Origin of the sequence: Streptomyces sp. NPDC052040, from assembly GCF_044548405.1 — a bacterium.
Taxonomy (GTDB): Bacteria; Actinomycetota; Actinomycetes; order Streptomycetales; family Streptomycetaceae; genus Streptomyces.
Window position 1 is genome coordinate 13191 of the sequence record NZ_JBIUBV010000029.1, and the last position, 16576, is coordinate 29766.

Consider the following 16576-nt stretch of genomic DNA (forward strand, 5'->3'; position numbering starts at 1 on the left):
GGGTGCTGTACGAACTGACGCCGCAGCAGCAGGAGGACCGGGCCGCCTTCGCGGCCTTCACCGACGACCACCTCCTGCCCGAGGCGGACCGCTGGGACCGTGAGCAGAGGCTGTCCGACTCGATCGTCGAACTCCTCGGCAAGTCCCGGCTGCTGGTGCCGACGCTGCCCACCGAGGCAGGCGGCAGCGGCATGGACGTGGAGACCTACGGCCTGCTCAGCGAGGAACTCGGGCGGGGCTGCGGCAACATCCGCAATCTGGTGGCCGTGCAGGGCATGGTCGCGCACGCGATCCTGAAGTGGGGCACCAAGGAGCAGGCCGACCGCTGGGTGCCGCGCATCGGCACCGGTGAGACGGTCGGCGCCTTCGCCCTGACCGAGCCCGAGTCCGGCAGCGACGCCCGCAACGGCTCGATGACCGCCGAGCGCACCGGCGCGGGCTATGTGCTCAACGGCCGCAAGAAGTGGATGAGTTTCGGCCAGCGCGCCGGGATTTTCCTGGTCTTCGCCCGGCTGGAGGGCGAGCCCGCGGCCTTCGTGGTGGAGCGCGGCACGGAGGGCTTCAGCACCGAGCCGATCTCCGGCCTGCTGGGACTGCGCGCCTCGGAGCTGGCGGAGCTGACCTTCGACGGCTGTGTCGTACCGGAGGCCAATCTCGTCAGCCGCGGCCGCCTCACCTTCGACCTGCTGGCCACCGGCTCCCTGGACTACGGCCGCTACAGCACGGCCTACGGCTCGGTGGGCCTGGCGCAGGCGTGTCTGACCGCGAGCCTCGCCTACACGCGCGAGCGCACCCAGTTCGACGTACCGCTCCGGGACCACCAGCTGGTGCGGCGGATGCTCACGGACATGATCTCCTCGGTGGAGGCGGCCCGGCTGCTGTGCCGCCAGGCCGGTGCGCTGCGGGCCCGCAACCACAAGGACGCCGTCCGCCAGACGCTGATCGCCAAGTACGTCGCCTCCCGCACCGGCTTCGCAGCCGCCAACGACGCCGTCCAGTTGCACGGCGCCAACGGCATCGGCCCGGACTTCCCGGTCCAGCGCCATCTGCGGGACGCCAAGGTGCAGGAGATCATCGAGGGCACCAGCCAGATCCAGCAGTTGCAGATCGCGGACATGACCCGCTAGCGACCCGCGCGTCCCGGAGGCCCCGAGGGCTTCGGGCGCCGCGCAGTCCCGAAGGCCCCGTCGCAGCTGCGACGGGGCCTTCGCGCTGTCCGGAACCCCCGCCGCGGGGTCCGGAACCGAGCTTTTCCGGGCCGCTCCGGACGAACGGAGCTGAACAGTTCGTATAGCGGACATGACCATCCGGGCAACGAACGATTTCCGCCAAGTTATTGATGCGATCCTGACAACCTTCACGGTCTCTGTCACGCTTCCCACGGCCGCTCCACAGCAACCCCACAGCCCTCCCGCTGTGCCGCGGCCCGTTCACCTTCATGCACCTGGTTCCGCGTTCCTTGTTCTGCCCGGACGGGCGACCCTCCGTCCGGTCTCCCCTGGCCGCGCGGGTCGCGGCCACGCAGAAGGAGTCAGTGTTGAGCAGCACTTCCTCTCGCAGACGCACCTCCCACACCCCCGCCCGCCGCGCCGCGGCCGTCGCCCTCGTCGGTGTCTCGGCCCTACTGGCCGCCGCCGTCCAGTCGGGTGCCGCGAGCGCCGCCCCGACCTCTCCCACGACGGTCGGGACGAACACCGCCCACCTGGCCGTGAAGCTGTCCGCCTCGCAGCGCGCCGAACTGCTGCGCGACGCGGACACGGCGAAGGCGGCCACCGCGCGGGCGATCGGCCTCGGCTCCCAGGAGAAGCTGGTCGTCCGTGACGTCGTCAAGGACGCCGACGGCACGGTCCACACCCGCTACGAGCGCACCTACGCCGGTCTCCCGGTGCTCGGCGGCGACCTGGTGGTCGACACCGCCAGGTCCGGCCAGACCCAGGAGGTCATCAAGGCCACCCAGGCCACCATCAAGGTCGCCTCGCTCACGCCCGCGCTCTCCGCGTCCACGGCGGCGAAGAAGGCGCTGTCCGTCGCCCGGGCCGAGGGCTCGAAGCAGACCGGCGCCGACCGGGCCCCCCGCAAGGTGATCTGGGCCGCGACCGGCACGCCCACCCTGGCGTACGAGACGGTGATCGGCGGGTTCCAGGACGACGGCACCCCCAACCAGCTGCACGTCATCACCGACGCCACGACCGGAAAGGAACTCTTCCGGTACCAGGGCATCGAGACCGGCGTCGGCAACACCCAGTACAGCGGCCAGGTCACGCTGACCACCACCCAGTCGGGCAGCACGTACACGCTGAACGACGGCTCGCGCGGCGGCCACAAGACGTACAACCTCAACCACGGCAGCTCCGGCACCGGCACGCTGTTCTCCCAGTCGAACGACACCTGGGGCAACGGCACCACCTCCAACGCCGCGACGGCGGGCGCCGACGCCCACTACGGCGCGCAGGAGACCTGGGACTTCTACAAGAACACCTTCGGCCGCAGCGGCATCAAGAACGACGGCCAGGCCGCGTACTCCCGCGTCCACTACGGCAACGCGTATGTGAACGCGTTCTGGGACGACAGCTGCTTCTGCATGACCTACGGCGACGGGTCCGGCAACAACGACCCGCTGACCGCGCTGGACGTGGCCGGCCACGAGATGAGCCACGGTGTCACCTCCAACACCGCGGGCCTCGACTACTCCGGCGAGTCCGGCGGTCTCAACGAGGCCACCAGCGACATCTTCGGCACCGGTGTGGAGTTCTACGCCAACAACTCCTCGGACGTGGGCGACTACCTCATCGGCGAGAAGATCAACATCAACGGCGACGGCACCCCGCTGCGCTACATGGACAAGCCCAGCAAGGACGGCGCGTCCAAGGACAGCTGGTACTCGGGGCTCGGCAACCTGGACGTGCACTACTCGTCCGGCCCCGCGAACCACTTCTTCTACCTGCTGAGCGAGGGCAGCGGCGCCAAGGTCATCAACGGCGTGAGCTACAACTCGCCCACTGCGGACGGGCTTCCGGTCACCGGCATCGGCCGGGACAAGGCGCTCCAGATCTGGTACCGGGCGCTCACCACGAAGTTCACCTCGACCACCAACTACGCCTCGGCCCGCACCGGGACGCTGGCGGCGGCCGGTGAGCTGTACGGCACCACCAGCACCGAGTACAAGGCGGTGCAGGACGCCTGGGCGGCGATCGCGGTCGGCTCCCGCTCCGGCGGTGGCGGCGGTGGCGGCGGGACCTCGTACGAGAGCACGACCCCGGTCTCGATCCCGGACAACGGACCGGCGGTGACCTCGTCGATCGCCGTGAGCGGCCGCACCGGGAACGCCCCGAACAACCTCCAGGTCACGCCGAACATCACCCACACCTGGCGCGGTGACCTGGTGATCGACCTGATCGGCCCGTCGGGCACCGCGTACCGGCTGAAGAACTTCAGCTCCTCCGACTCCGCGGACAACGTGACCGACACCTACACGGTCAACGCCTCGTCCGAAACCGCCAACGGCACCTGGAAGCTGAAGGTCCAGGACCAGGCCGCGCAGGACGTCGGCAAGATCAACAGCTGGAAGATCACCTTCCCGTAACCCGCAGTTCAGGGCACCTGAGACAGGGCGCCGTCCCGGTGGTTCAACACCCCGGGGCGGCGCCCGTTCACATTGCCGAAACATTAATCAGCCAGTCGATTTCCGGCCAACATCACATCAGGGTCCTGACATGTACGCGTCGTTGGTGCAATCTTTCACCACCCGCCGCACGAGCACAGCAACTTCACATCCGTTTCGGTCGGCAACCCCACGCCGACCGGATCCCCCACATAAGGAGCTTGTGTGACTCCCCGCCACACGCGTCACCAGCGCACCACTCTGGTCATCGCCACCGCCGTCGCCGCCGGAGCGCTCCTCACCACCGGACTGACCACCGGTGCCTTCGCGCAGACGGCCACGGCCGGCCGGACCTCCCTCGCCGCCGCCCCGACCGCCCTGACCACGGCGGCCCGCAGCTCCCTGGTGCACCAGGCGCAGGCCAACGCCTCCGAGACGGCCCGGACGATAGGCCTCGGCACCAAGGAGAGACTGGTCGTCAAGGACGTCGTGAGAGACGCCGACGGCACGGTGCACACGCGCTACGAGCGCACCTACGCCGGTCTCCCGGTCCTCGGCGGCGACCTCGTGGTCCACACCGCCAAGTCCGGCGCGACCGAGGGCGTCACCAAGGCCGTCGCCGCCACCATCAAGGTCGCCTCGCTCACGCCGAAGGTCACCGTGGCGAAGGCGGAGAAGCAGGCCGTGCAGGCGGCGCGGACCGCGGGCTCGGAGAAGAGCGCGGCCGACAGCGCGCCGCGCAAGGTCATCTGGGCGGCGAACGGCAAGCCGGTCCTCGCCTACGAGACGGTCGTCGGCGGCCTCCAGGACGACGGCACCCCGAACCAGCTGCACGTCATCACGGACGCGGCCACCGGCAAGAAGATCTACGAGTACCAGGGCATCGAGACCGGCTCGGGCAAGAGCCTCTACTCGGGCACCGTCACCCTGAACACCACCAAGTCGGGCTCGTCGTACCAGCTCAACGACACCACCCGGGGCGGCCACAAGACGTACAACCTGGCCCGCAAGACCTCCGGCACCGGCACGCTCTTCACCGACGCGGACGACGTCTGGGGCACCGGCCGGGCCTCCAGCTCCTCCACGGACCAGACCGCGGCCGTGGACGCGGCCTACGGCGCCCAGGTCACCTGGGACTTCTACAAGAACACCTTCGGGCGCAACGGCATCAAGGACGACGGCAAGGCCGCGTACTCCCGGGTCCACTACGGCAACCAGTACGTCAACGCCTTCTGGGACGACGACTGCTTCTGCATGACCTACGGCGACGGCGAGGGCAACACCGACCCGCTGACCTCGCTGGACGTGGCGGGCCACGAGATGAGCCACGGCGTCACCGCCAACACCGCGGGCCTCGACTACTCCGGCGAGTCCGGCGGCCTCAACGAGGCCACCAGCGACATCTTCGGCACCGGTGTGGAGTTCTACGCCAACAACGCCTCCGACCCGGGCGACTACCTCATCGGCGAGAAGATCGACATCAACGGCGACGGCACCCCGCTGCGCTACATGGACAAGCCCAGCAAGGACGGCGGCTCCGCCGACTCCTGGTCCTCCGGCGTCGGCGACCTCGATGTGCACTACTCCTCCGGCGTGGCCAACCACTTCTTCTATCTGCTGTCGGAGGGCAGCGGCGCGAAGACCATCAACGGGGTGAGCTACAACTCCCCCACCTCCAACGGCTCCAAGGTCACCGGCATCGGCCGGGACAAGGCGCTCCAGATCTGGTACAAGGCGCTGACGACGTACTTCACGTCGACGACCAACTACAAGTCCGCCCGTACGGGCACCCTCTCGGCGGCCGCCGCGCTCTACGGCTCCGGCTCCACCGAGTACAAGGCGGTCGCCGCGGCCTGGTCCGCGGTCAACGTCAACTAGCAGCCGAAGAGCGACACGGCGGCCCCCGGCGGGAAACCGACGCCGGGGGCCGCCCTACGCTGGGGGCCATGTCCTTCACCTACGAGGATGTCGGCGCGACCCGCGACGGCCACTGCCCCGAGGGGTTCCGACCCCTGCACGCCCGCACCCGTATCGGAGAGGGCGAGGAGGTCTTCCGCCGGGCCTCGAAGGCCCTGCTCACCTGGGAGCTGCACCGGGCGCTGGGCCCCGGCTTCCAGGCCTCCGCGGACCGGGCGGCCCCCGGAGTCGAGGTCACCGTCACCCTGGCGGGCCTGATCAGGGCCCCGTGCCGGGTGGTCTGGGCGGTCGAGGAACACCGCCGCACGGGCTGGGCCTACGGCACCCTGGCGGGCCATCCGGAGTGCGGTGAGGAGGCCTTCGTCGTGGACCGCACCGGTGACGGCACGGTGTGGCTGACGGTCACCGGCTTCTCCCGCCCGGCCAGGTGGTACACCAGGGCGGGCGGCCCCGCGGCGCGCGGCTTCCAGCACGCGTACGTCCGTCGGTGCGGCTCGGTCCTGCGCAAGCTGTGCGCGGAGATCCCCCAGGACTGACCGCCCCCTCCCCCGCACACCGGGCCCGGCCCGCCCCGCCCCGCCCCGCCGTTCGCGGACGCCCTGTTCTCCGTTCCCCGTTCCCCGTTCCCCGTTCCCCGTTCCCCGTTCCTGCGGACATCAGAAACGACAAATAGGGCCAAGAGTGTTGCTTTGCGCACAGGCACGGCAAAGCAATGGAAAATGATCTCCGGTGCGTTCGTCGCCGCTTCTTCCCCCCTTCCCACCGGAGGACATTTCCCATGCCTTCCCGCTGGACCCGTCGTGCCGCCCTGCTCGCCGCGGGAGTACTGACCGCCCTGGCCGCCAACACCGGTGCCACCCGGGCGGCTTCCGATACCGACGTCCTCAGCTGGGGGGCGAACAACAGCGGCCAGCTCGGCAACGCCACCACCGCCGACCGCTGGTCGCCGGGCCCGGTCGCCTCCCTCGCCCGCGGCGACACCGCCCAGCTCGCCGCGGGCGGCACCGGTGACGACGACGCCTTCGTGGTGGCCCGTCTCTCGGACGGCACCGTACGCGCCTGGGGCCACAACTCCCTGGGCCAGCTGGGCGAGGGGACCCGCGGCGACCAGGCCGTACCGGGCACGGTCCCCGGTCTCACCGACATCGCCGATGTCGCGGCGGGCGGCGGCCACGCCCTCGCCCTCGACAAGCGGGGCCGCGTCCAGGCCTGGGGCGACAACAACTACGGCCAGCTCGGCACCAACCGCACGGGTGACATGGCGACCGCACCGGTACCGGTGCAGGGCATCGTCAACGCCAAACAGGTCGCCGCGGGCTGCGACTTCAGCCTCGCGCTGCTGGAGGACGGCACGGTCTGGGCCTGGGGCCGCGGCTCCCGGGGCCAGCGCGGCCAGGGCGACGCCGACCTGTCGGCCAATGCCGTACCGCAGCCGGTCACCGGGCTGGGCGAGGAGGTGGCGCAGGTCGCCGCGGGCTGCCACCACGCCCTGGCCCGCACGGTCTCCGGCAAGGTCTACGCCTGGGGCGACAACCTCTACGGCCAGCTCGGCAACGGCACCGAGACGGGCAGCGGAACACCCGTCCGGGTCCGGCAGCTGACCGGGGTCCGCCAGGTGGTCGCGGGCGCGGACCACAACTTCGCCGTCCTCAACGACAACAGCGTCTACGGCTGGGGCGCGGGCGGCTCCGGCCAGTTCCTGGAGAACGACCCCACCCCCGCCAACCACAACGCGCCGGTCCCCGTCGACGCCCTCGACGGCGTCCAGGAACTGGCCGCGGGCCGCGACCACGACCTGGCCCTCTTCGACCGCCGCGTGACCGCCTGGGGCGCGGGCGGCCACGGCCAGCTCGGCGACGGCACCAACACCTCCCGCCGCACTCCGGTGACCTCGGTGCGCGGCAGCTTCGAGCATGTCGCGGTCCCGCTCGGCGGCGACAGCAGCTACGCGTACTGACCCCCGACCCGTACCGGCAGATCGGCACTTCCCATGCGCCTCCCCCTCCTGCGCACCGCGTCCCTCCTCTGCTTCGCGGTGCTCGCCCCGGCCGGCCTCACCGCCCTCGGCACGGCACCGGCCGCCTCGGCCGGACCCGGCACCTCCGACCCCTGGGTCTACGCCTGGGGGCACAACGCCAGCGGCCAGCTCGGCAACGGCGCCACCACCGGCGCCCGTTCACCCGGAGCGGTCCTCGGACTGGCCCGGGGGGACGTCAAGGCGGTGAGCACGGGGGGCTGGGTGACCGACAACAACTCCTTCACCGTCGCCCTGCTCAAGAACGGAACGCTCAAGTCCTGGGGCAACAGCCAGTTCGGCCAGCTCGGCAACGGCACCACCACCGCGCAGAGTGTCCCCGGCACTGTCACCGGCCTCACCGGCGTCCGCGCCCTGGACACCGGCTGCTACCACGGTGTGGCACTGCGCGGCGGCCGGGTGTGGACCTGGGGCCGCAACAACTCCGGGCAGCTCGGCACCGGTGCCCCGCTGCCCGGAACCGGCGAACTGGCCGCCGCCACCGCGCCGGTGGAGGTGCAGAGCCTGGACCGGGTCAAGGCGATCGCCGCGGGCTGCACCTTCACCGTGGCCCTGCGCGAGGACGGCACCGTGTGGACCTGGGGCAACAACGCCAGCGGCCAGCTCGGCAACGGCACCACCACCAACGCCAACACCCCCCAGCAGGTGCCCGGCCTGAGCGATGTGGACGCCATCGACGCCGGAGCCGCGAACGCCGTGGCCGTCACCCGGGACCACAAGGTGATGAGCTGGGGGCTCAACGCCGAGGGCGAACTGGGCATCGACTCCACCGTCAACAGCAGCAAGCCCGTCGAGGTACGGCATCTGAGCGCCGTGAACCGCGTGTTCGCCGGCCCCTACAACACCTTCGCGCTGCTGGCCGACGGCTCGGTGAAGGGCTGGGGCTGGAACGACAGGGGCCAGCTCGGCGACAGGACCACCATCAACCGCACCACCCCGCACCCCGTGGCCGCCCTCACCGGGGCGCGCGAGATCAGCCCCGGCCACAAGCATACCCTGGCCGTCCTGGAGGACCAGTCGGTGATCGCGTTCGGCGCCAACGACCAGGGCCAGCTGGGCGACGGCACCGCCACCGACAGCCCCGTCCCGCTCACCGTGCTCCCGGCGGGCAGCGGGGTCGGCCATGTGGCGGGCGGCTATGTCACCTCCGTCAGCTTCGCCTACTGAGAAGTCCCCGAGACCCCACCGAGAGGACACCTCCCACCCCGTGAGAAGCACCCGACACCCGAGGGCCTGCCTGCTGCTGCTCGCCGCCCTCGCCGCGGGCCCCGCGCCGCTCGCCGCCGTCGCGGTCGCCGCCTCCCCCGCGGCGGCCGCCGACTGCGCCCCCGACGACACCCAGTGCGACGAGAACCAGAAGGACCAGAAGGAGACCGCCAAGGAGCGCCAGGAGGTGAACGACAGCGTCAAGGACGCCAAGCAGGACATCGCCAAGGCCCAGACCCAGGTCGACGAGTGCAGACCCGAGTCGGCCGCGTGCATGAAGCGCCTCGCCGGTGACGGCGCCCAGGAGAAGGAGGGCATCGCGCGCACCGAACAGGCCCTGGCCGACTTCCGGGGGGCGCCCACGGACAACGCCGGGAGCGCCGTCGCGAACTCCTGCGGCCTCTACGCCGCGTCCCTGCCCGTCTCGGGCCCCGACGCCGAGGAACTCACCCGGATGTGCGAGGAGACCTCCCGATGAACCCCTCCGCCCTGCGCACGGTGCCCGCTGTCGGGGCCGCCTGCCTCGCCCTCCTCCTGCCCGCCGCCGCCCGGGCGGCCGACGGCGGCGGGGCGCCCGGCCCCGCCCGGCCGCCGGTGCCGACCGCGCGCGCCTACGACCGGGACGGCAGGGAGCTGACCTCCGTGCGGCCGGTCCTGGACTACTGCAAGTCCGAGCCCGGCGGCTGCCGCTTCGCCCTCGACCGGGCGGTCCTGCCGCTCCAGTTCTTCAGCACCGTGAAGTCCTTCGGCAACGCCGTCATCAACTGCACCCAGAGCGACATCACCGTGGACCGCCGGGTCGACCTCCAGACCGGCAGCCAGGACAACCTCGGCGGCGAGATCACCGGCAGTGTTGCGCTGGAGGGCCAGGTCAACGTCAGCGGGGAGGTGTCGGCCGGGGTCAGCGGCGAGGGCGGCATCACCTTCAAGACGCCCAATATGAAGGACGGCCCGATGTCCGAGACGACCGCCAAGGGCGGCGCCCAGGGCAGCGGCAAGATCGGCGCCTCGCTCTCCGCCAAGGCCGCGTTCCAGGCCGCCTTCAAGGCCCAGTACCAGCACACCTGGACCGCAAGCCACACCGAGTCCACGACGTACCACATGACGGTCAAGCGGGGTGACGCGCTGGTCTTCGCGGCCAGTGCGGCCATGCAGCGGATCGCCGGGACCCTGACCACCGACCGGGGGCAGGTCGTGCGCAACGTCGTCGTGGAGAGCCCCTCCACCGTCAACACCTCGTCGTTCATCGCGAGCACCACCACGATGCCGGGCACCACCTGTGACCGGCTGCGCCCCTCCGGCAGCACGGCCGCCACCGCCCCCTGACGCCCCTCGGAGAAGACATGGGAACGACCCCGCACCCCCAGGGGCGCGCCACCGGCCGCCGTGATCCCGGCACGGCGGTCCCGCTGCGGGCGGCGCTCGCCGTCCTCGGCGCGCTGTCCCTCGCGGTCCCCGGCACCACCGCCCTGGCCGCCCCGGCCCCGGCCGCCCGGGCCGCCGCCCACGACCCCGCACCCGCCCAAGTGGCCGTGATCAACGGCGACTTCCGGGACCCGGCGTTCACCGCCGACACCGACACCGGCCAGGTCAGGGGCTGGACCGTCACCTACCCCTACCGCTACGGCGGCAAGGTCTCCGGCCACCCCGACAAGGTGCCGGCCCTGCTGCTGCGCAACCGCACCACCGACGACCACACCGTGAGCCAGCGGCTGCGCGGCGTGCGCGCCGGTGCGCAGGTCACCGTCACCTTCGACGACAGCTTCGGCGGTTCCCCCTCCTGCCCCGCGGACCAGGTCTCCGAGGGCCAGCCGTACACCGTGCAGGGCGAGGGCGGCACCCGCGAGGACCGGCGGACCGATGCGCGGGACCGCGGCTGGCACCTGGACCGCACGTACACCTTCCGGGCGTCGGTCCACGAGCCGCTGCTCACCTTTGCCACGACCCGCTCCACCGGAAGCTGGACCTGCGGCCCGCTGATCGCCCGGGTGCGTGCCGTGCAGGTGCCGCCCCCGGTCGACAAGACGGTCCCCAAGGACCGGCTGCCCGAGCCCGTCGCCTACTACGGCAATGAGGCGACCACCCCGAAGAAGGTCGCCGAGCAGTGCGCGAGCGGCGCGGCGGCCTGTGTGTTCCGGCCCGACGACGCCTACTCCTACCGCTACTACGACACCGCCCGCACCGTCGGCGAGGCCTATGTCAACTGCACCCGCAACACCGTGCGGCACGACCGTCCGGTGGTCTTCGGCGACCGGACGCTGGACAGCCTCAGCCAGAGCGCGGGCGTCGACCGGCTCTCCAACCCCCAGGACAATCTGCGCCAGCAGTTCGTACGGGCCACGGGCTGGCGCTGGTCGTCCTCGTCGGACCGGAAGATCGGCGAGACGATCGAGCCCGGCGAGGTGTCCTGGATCGAGGCCCAGGCGGGGCGGCAGCGCACCGAGGGCTGGTTCCTCACCACCGGGGACGATCCGGACCGGCAGTACCGGATGCATGTCACGGTCGACGGCCCCTCACTGTCCCTGCCGGACCGCATCTACCAGCGCACCGGCCCGATGACCGCGGCGGAGAAGCAGCGCTGCCGGGCGGACCGGCCGAGTGACACCACGCCGAACGGCGCGGACGCCCCGGCCGACTCCAACGACCGCGGCGCCTGACCCCCGTGCGGCACGGCGGCCCGCTCCGAGCCGGAGCGGGCCGCCGCCGTCCCCGCGAGGACCAGGGTCTTTCGTGTGGACGAGAGGTCCTGACGGTGTCAGCGCAGCAGCACGCCCGCCGCCTCCACCAGTTCCTCCGAGGGGACGGTGAGCAGGCCCGGCTCCGCGGCGGAGGCCAGCAGCGGATGGCTGGGCAGGATCCGCACGGTGTAGCCGAACGGGCCGGTGCGGTCCAGGGTCAGCGGGCCCTCGTACCGCCACTGGCCGTCCAGGTCCGGGCCGCCCGCCGGTTTCAGGGCCGTCGCCGTCGCGTCCGCGATGCGGTCGTCCGTGTCGACCCGGCCCGACACCGCCTGCACCTCCACATCGTCGGGCGTCAGATCGCCGAGGCCCACCCGGACCCGGAGCGAGAGCGTCTCGCCCAGTTCCGCGGTGGCGGACGCGGCCGACGCCTCCACATGGCCGACCGTCACGGCGGGCCAGGCCGCCCGCAGCCGTGCCTTCCAGGCGGCCAGGCCGCGCGCCGCGTCCGGTGTCATCGCCCGGTGCGCGTGCGCGGCCGGGGTGTACAGCCGCTCCACGTACTCGCGCACCATCCGCCCGGCCAGCACCTTGGGTCCCAGGTTCATCAGGGTCCCGCGGACCATCTCGATCCAGCGGTCGGGCAGCCCGCTGCGGCCCCGCTCGTAGAAGCGCGGTGCCACCCGCCGCTCCAGCAGGTCGTAGAGCGCGGCCGCCTCCAGGTCGTCACGGCGGTCCTCGTCCATGGCGGCGCCGTCCGCGGTGGGGATCGCCCAGCCGAAGTCCGGCTGGTACCACTCGTCCCACCAGCCGTCCAGGACCGAGAGGTTGAGGCAGCCGTTGAGCGCCGCCTTCATCCCGCTGGTGCCGCACGCCTCCAGCGGGCGCAGGGGGTTGTTCAGCCAGACGTCGCAGCCGGGGTAGAGCTTCTGCGCCATCGCCATGCCGTAGTCCGGCAGGAAGACGATGCGGTGGCGGACCCGGGCGTCGTCCGCGAACCGCACCAGCTCCTGGACCAGCCGCTTCCCGCCGTCGTCCGCCGGGTGGGCCTTGCCCGCCACGACGATCTGGAGGGGGCGTTCGGGGTGCAGCAGCAGTCCGGTGAGCCGGTCCCGGTCGCGGAGCATCAGGGTCAGCCGCTTGTACGACGGCACCCGGCGGGCGAAGCCGATGGTCAGCACGTCGGGGTCGAGCACCTGGTCGATCCAGCCCAGCTCCGCGGTCCCGGCACCGCGCTGCCGCCAGGAGGTGTGCAGCCTCTCCCGCACCTCCATGACCAGCTGTTCGCGCAGGACCCGGCGCAGGTCCCAGATCTCCTGGGCGGGGATGTCCGCGATGCCGTCCCAGCGCTCGCGCCCGCCGACCGCCATGGCGTCCTCGGTGCGCTCCGCGCCGATCTGCCGGGCCGCGAGCCGGACCACCTCGGGCGCCACCCAGGTCGGCGCGTGCACCCCGTTGGTGACGGAGGTGATCGGCACCTCCTCGGGGTCGAAGCCCGGCCACAGTCCGGAGAACATCTCCCGGCTGACCCTGCCGTGCAGCAGGGAGACGCCGTTGGCGCGCTGGCCGAGCCGGAGGCCCATCACCGCCATGTTGAACAGATGGGGCTCACCGCCCGGATAGCTCTCCGTGCCGAGCCGGAGGATCCGCTCCACGGCGATGTCCTCCAGTTCCGCGCCCGGGCCGAAGTGGCGGGCCACCAGCTCCCGGTCGAAGCGGTCGATGCCCGCCGGGACGGGGGTGTGGGTGGTGAAGACCGTCCCGGCCCGCACCGCCTCCAGGGCCGCGTCGAAGTCCGTTCCGGCGGCGCACAGTTCCGCGATGCGCTCCAGGCCGAGGAAGCCCGCGTGTCCCTCGTTGGTGTGGAACACCTCCGGCTCGGGGTGCCCGGTCAGCCGGCAGTAGGTGCGTACCGCGCGCACCCCGCCGATGCCGAGCAGCATCTCCTGGAGCAGCCGGTGCTCGCTGCCGCCGCCGTAGAGCCGGTCGGTGACGCCCCGCTCGCCGAGGTCGTTCTCCTCCACGTCCGAGTCGAGCATCAGCAGCGGCACCCGTCCCACCCGGGCGAGCCAGATGCGGGCCTGGAGGCGGCGGCCGCCGGGCAGTCCCAGGGACACCCGGGCGGGGGTGCCGTCCGGTTCGTGCAGGGGGGCGACGGGGAGTTCATGGGGGTCGAGCACCGGATAGTGCTCCTGCTGCCAGCCGTCCCGGGAGAGGGTCTGCCGGAAGTAGCCGTGCCGGTAGAGCAGGCCGACCCCGATCAGCGGGACCCCGAGGTCGCTGGCCGCCTTGAGATGGTCACCGGCGAGGATGCCGAGGCCGCCGGAGTACTGGGGCAGCGCCGCGGTGATGCCGAACTCGGGCGAGAAGTAGGCGACGGCGGCGGGGAGACCGGATCCGGACGCGTGCGACTGGTACCAGCGCTCGCCGCCCAGATAGTCGGCGAGGTCCCCGGCGGCCGCGGCGAGGCGGCGCAGGAAGCGGCGGTCCCCGGCCAGTTCCGCGAGCCGGGCGGGCGGCACGCTCCCCAGCAGCCGCACCGGGTCGCAGCCCGAGGCGGTCCAGCGCCCGGGGTCGACGGACCGGAAGAGGTCGCGGGTCTCGGGATGCCAGGACCAGCGCAGATTGCGCGCGAGATCGCTGAGCGGGTGAAGGGATTCGGGGAGGACGGGACGTACGGTGAACCTGCGGATGGCCTTCACGAGTTCCACCTTCACGGAAGGGCGTACGCGATGTGTCACCCCCGACGGTACGCCGGGCGCCCCTGCCGTGTTCGGCTTACCGCCGGTTCGCGCGCGTCCCGGCCGGGGGCCCGGACCGGACACTCTTCAGCCGGTATGGCCGATTCTCTCCCCTCGGGTGGCCTTGTGGCGGTTCGCCCCGCACGAGAGGCTGCCTCCGGCGTACCGGCCGGGGCAGTGGGGGCACGGAGGTCCGGGGCCGCCGTACGCCGTGGGGAGGAGGGGTACGCAGACCATGGCACGGAAGAGAACCGCGCGGCCGCACCGGGCGGCCCGGCTCACCGCGGCCGCCGCGCTGGCGGCCCTCTCGGTGGCCGCAGCCGGACCCGCGCACGCCGCACCGGAGGGGAGGGTCGTCGGCGCCGGGGCCCCCGGTTCCGTCCGCGGCAGCTACCTCGTGACGCTCCGGGAGGGAACCGCCGCCCGCTCGGCCCTCGGCCGGGGCATCCCCGGACGGTACGGGGCGAGAATCGGCCACATCTACGACCGGGCACTCAACGGGTTCGAGGTGCGGGCCGGTGCCCGGGCGGCCCGGCGGCTCGCGGCGGACCCCCGGGTGGCCTCGGTCGTCCAGGACAGCCGGGTCTCCCTCGACACCTCCCGGAGCGGCCCGGCGCCCTGGGACCTGGACCGCGTCGACCAGCCCCGGCTTCCGCTCGACGGCGGCTACACCTGGCCGGGACCGGGGGGCGCGGGGGTGACGGCGTACATCATCGACACCGGGATCCGCGTCTCGCACCGGGACTTCGGCGGCCGGGCGAGCTACGGCTGGGACTTCGTCGACAACGACGCCACCGCCGCCGACGGCAACGGTCACGGCACCCATGTGGCCGGGACTGTCGCGGGCGCGGAGTACGGGGTCGCCAAGCGGGCGAAGGTGGTCGCGGTCCGGGTCCTGGACGACCATGGCTCCGGCACCACCGCGCAGGTCATCGCGGGCATCGACTGGGTCACCCGGCATGCGCACCGGCCCGCGGTGGCGAACCTCAGCCTGGGCGGCCCGCCCAGCGCCCAACTGGACGCCGCCGTCCGCGCCTCCATCGCCTCCGGGGTCACCTATGTGGTCGCGGCGGGCAACGACGGGCTCCCGGCCGAGCGGTTCTCCCCCGCCCGCGTCGCCGAGGCCGTGACGGTCGGCGCGACGGACCGCCGGGACGCCCGGGCCCCCTTCTCCAACTGGGGCAAGGGCGTCGACCTGTTCGCCCCGGGCGTGGCCGTCACCTCCGACTCGTATACGAGCGACACGGCACGGACCACCCTGTCCGGTACGTCGATGGCGGCGCCGCACGTCACCGGTGCGGCCGCGCTCTACCTGGCCCGGCGGCCCACGGCGACCCCGGCACAGGTCGGCCGGGCCCTGGTCCGCGACGCGTCATCCGTTCGGCTCACCGCGGCCGGTTCCGGCTCCCCCGGCAAACTCCTGCGGGTGGAGCGCCCTTGAACTCCCGTTCACCGGGCACCCGTACCGTTGCCCGGGGTCGGCCGGACCCGTAGGAGAGGCCCTGGCCCGCAGCGGGCGGGGCCGGTCCCGCCGCCCTGTCCGGAAGCGGCCGGTTTTGCAGGCAGACATACGCGTGAGTAGTTAACACAGTGCCGGAATGGCCACCCGCACTTGGTGGGAAGGCTCCACCGGTAGACCCGCCGGCCACCTTCCGGCACCCCCATCCGCCACCCACGTTGACGCGGACAGGAGCGGTCATGCCCCCGACGCACCACGCACCCACCCCGACGGCACCCGGCACCGGAACCTCCCCCCGGGGGACGTCCGAGACCCGTCCCCCCGCCCCCCGGACCCCCACGCACCACCCCGGCCCCGGCCCGGCCCCGGAGACGGCGCCCGTACTCGGCCGCATCCCCGTCCTCGACGTACGCCCCCTGGTACTCCAGGGCCGCCGTCCCGCCAAAGCGGTGGTGGACGAGGAGTTCGAGATCTCCGCCACCGTCTTCCGCGAGGGCCACGACGCGGTCGCCGCCCATGTCGTCCTCACCGATCCGGAGGGCCGCCCCGGTCCCCCGGTCCCGATGCGCGAACTCGCCCCCGGCACCGACCGCTGGGGCGCCACCGTCTCCGTGCCCCGCGAGGGCAACTGGACCTATGCCGTGGAGGGGTGGAGCGACCCGCTGGCCACCTGGCGGCACCACGCCACGGTCAAGATCCCGGCAGGCATCGACACCGATCTGGTCCTGGAGGAGGGCGCCCTGCTCCACGAGCGGGCGGCCGCCGGGCTCCCCGAGGGCGAGGACGCCCGCGCGGTGCTGCTCGCCGCGGCCGACGCACTCCGCGACACCGGCCGTCCGGCGTCCGCCCGGTTGGCGGGGGCGTTGGCGCCGGGTGTGGTGGGGGTGTTGGGGCGGTTTCCGTTGCGGGAGTTGGTGTCGTCGTCGGGTGGGCTGGGGT

12 protein-coding genes are annotated in these 16576 nt (G+C 72.5%); 11 read left to right on the forward strand and 1 reads right to left on the reverse strand.

Translation table 11 applies throughout. From position 1 onward, the window contains the following. Positions 1-2: 2 nt before the first annotated feature. From ACIHAA_RS31600 to ACIHAA_RS31640, 9 genes are all read left to right on the forward strand, one after another. Entirely contained in the window at positions 3-1127 is a 1125-nt protein-coding gene (locus tag ACIHAA_RS31600) for an acyl-CoA dehydrogenase family protein (protein WP_399823230.1), read from the forward strand. A gap of 410 nt (positions 1128-1537) precedes the next feature. Then, positions 1538-3583 carry a M4 family metallopeptidase gene (locus ACIHAA_RS31605; protein WP_399823231.1) on the forward strand — a complete coding sequence of 682 codons (2046 nt, stop codon included), beginning with the start codon at positions 1538-1540 and terminating at the stop codon, positions 3581-3583. 243 nt (positions 3584-3826) lie between these two features. Then, a complete protein-coding gene (locus ACIHAA_RS31610) occupies positions 3827-5479 on the forward strand; it encodes a M4 family metallopeptidase (protein WP_399823233.1) in 1653 nt (550 codons plus the stop codon). Positions 5480-5547: 68 nt separating this feature from the next. After that, positions 5548-6054 carry a DUF1990 family protein gene (locus ACIHAA_RS31615; RefSeq protein WP_399823234.1) on the forward strand — a complete coding sequence of 169 codons (507 nt, stop codon included), beginning with the start codon at positions 5548-5550 and terminating at the stop codon, positions 6052-6054. A gap of 242 nt (positions 6055-6296) precedes the next feature. Then, complete coding sequence (locus tag ACIHAA_RS31620) at positions 6297-7475, forward strand: RCC1 domain-containing protein (protein WP_399823236.1); 1179 nt, start codon at positions 6297-6299, stop codon at positions 7473-7475. 33 nt (positions 7476-7508) lie between these two features. Continuing rightward, positions 7509-8720, forward strand: a complete 1212-nt coding sequence (locus tag ACIHAA_RS31625) for an RCC1 domain-containing protein (protein WP_399823238.1) — start codon at positions 7509-7511, stop codon at positions 8718-8720. Between the two features lie 40 nt (positions 8721-8760). Beyond that, positions 8761-9237, forward strand: coding sequence for a hypothetical protein (locus ACIHAA_RS31630; RefSeq protein WP_399823240.1), 477 nt, complete (start codon positions 8761-8763; stop codon positions 9235-9237). Continuing rightward, a complete protein-coding gene (locus ACIHAA_RS31635; RefSeq protein ID WP_399823242.1) occupies positions 9234-10085 on the forward strand; it encodes a hypothetical protein in 852 nt (283 codons plus the stop codon). The genes ACIHAA_RS31630 and ACIHAA_RS31635 overlap by 4 nt, the downstream gene beginning before the upstream one ends. A 17-nt stretch (positions 10086-10102) precedes the next feature. After that, on the forward strand, positions 10103-11416 hold the full coding sequence (locus tag ACIHAA_RS31640; protein WP_399823244.1) for a hypothetical protein: 1314 nt from the start codon (positions 10103-10105) through the stop codon (positions 11414-11416). Between the two features lie 98 nt (positions 11417-11514). Here the strand turns inward: ACIHAA_RS31640 and glgP are convergent, their stop codons facing one another. Next, positions 11515-14139 (reverse strand): alpha-glucan family phosphorylase, encoded by a 2625-nt coding sequence (gene glgP, locus ACIHAA_RS31645; protein ID WP_399823246.1) that lies wholly within the window; start codon positions 14137-14139, stop codon positions 11515-11517. A gap of 274 nt (positions 14140-14413) precedes the next feature. Here glgP and ACIHAA_RS31650 point away from each other — a divergent pair, with 274 nt between their 5' ends. Further along, positions 14414-15619: a S8 family peptidase gene (locus ACIHAA_RS31650; protein WP_399823248.1), complete on the forward strand. Its 1206-nt coding sequence runs from the start codon at positions 14414-14416 to the stop codon at positions 15617-15619. Between the two features lie 257 nt (positions 15620-15876). After that, the coding region (locus ACIHAA_RS31655; RefSeq protein WP_399823250.1) for a maltotransferase domain-containing protein at positions 15877-16576 on the forward strand (700 nt) is incomplete at its 3' end.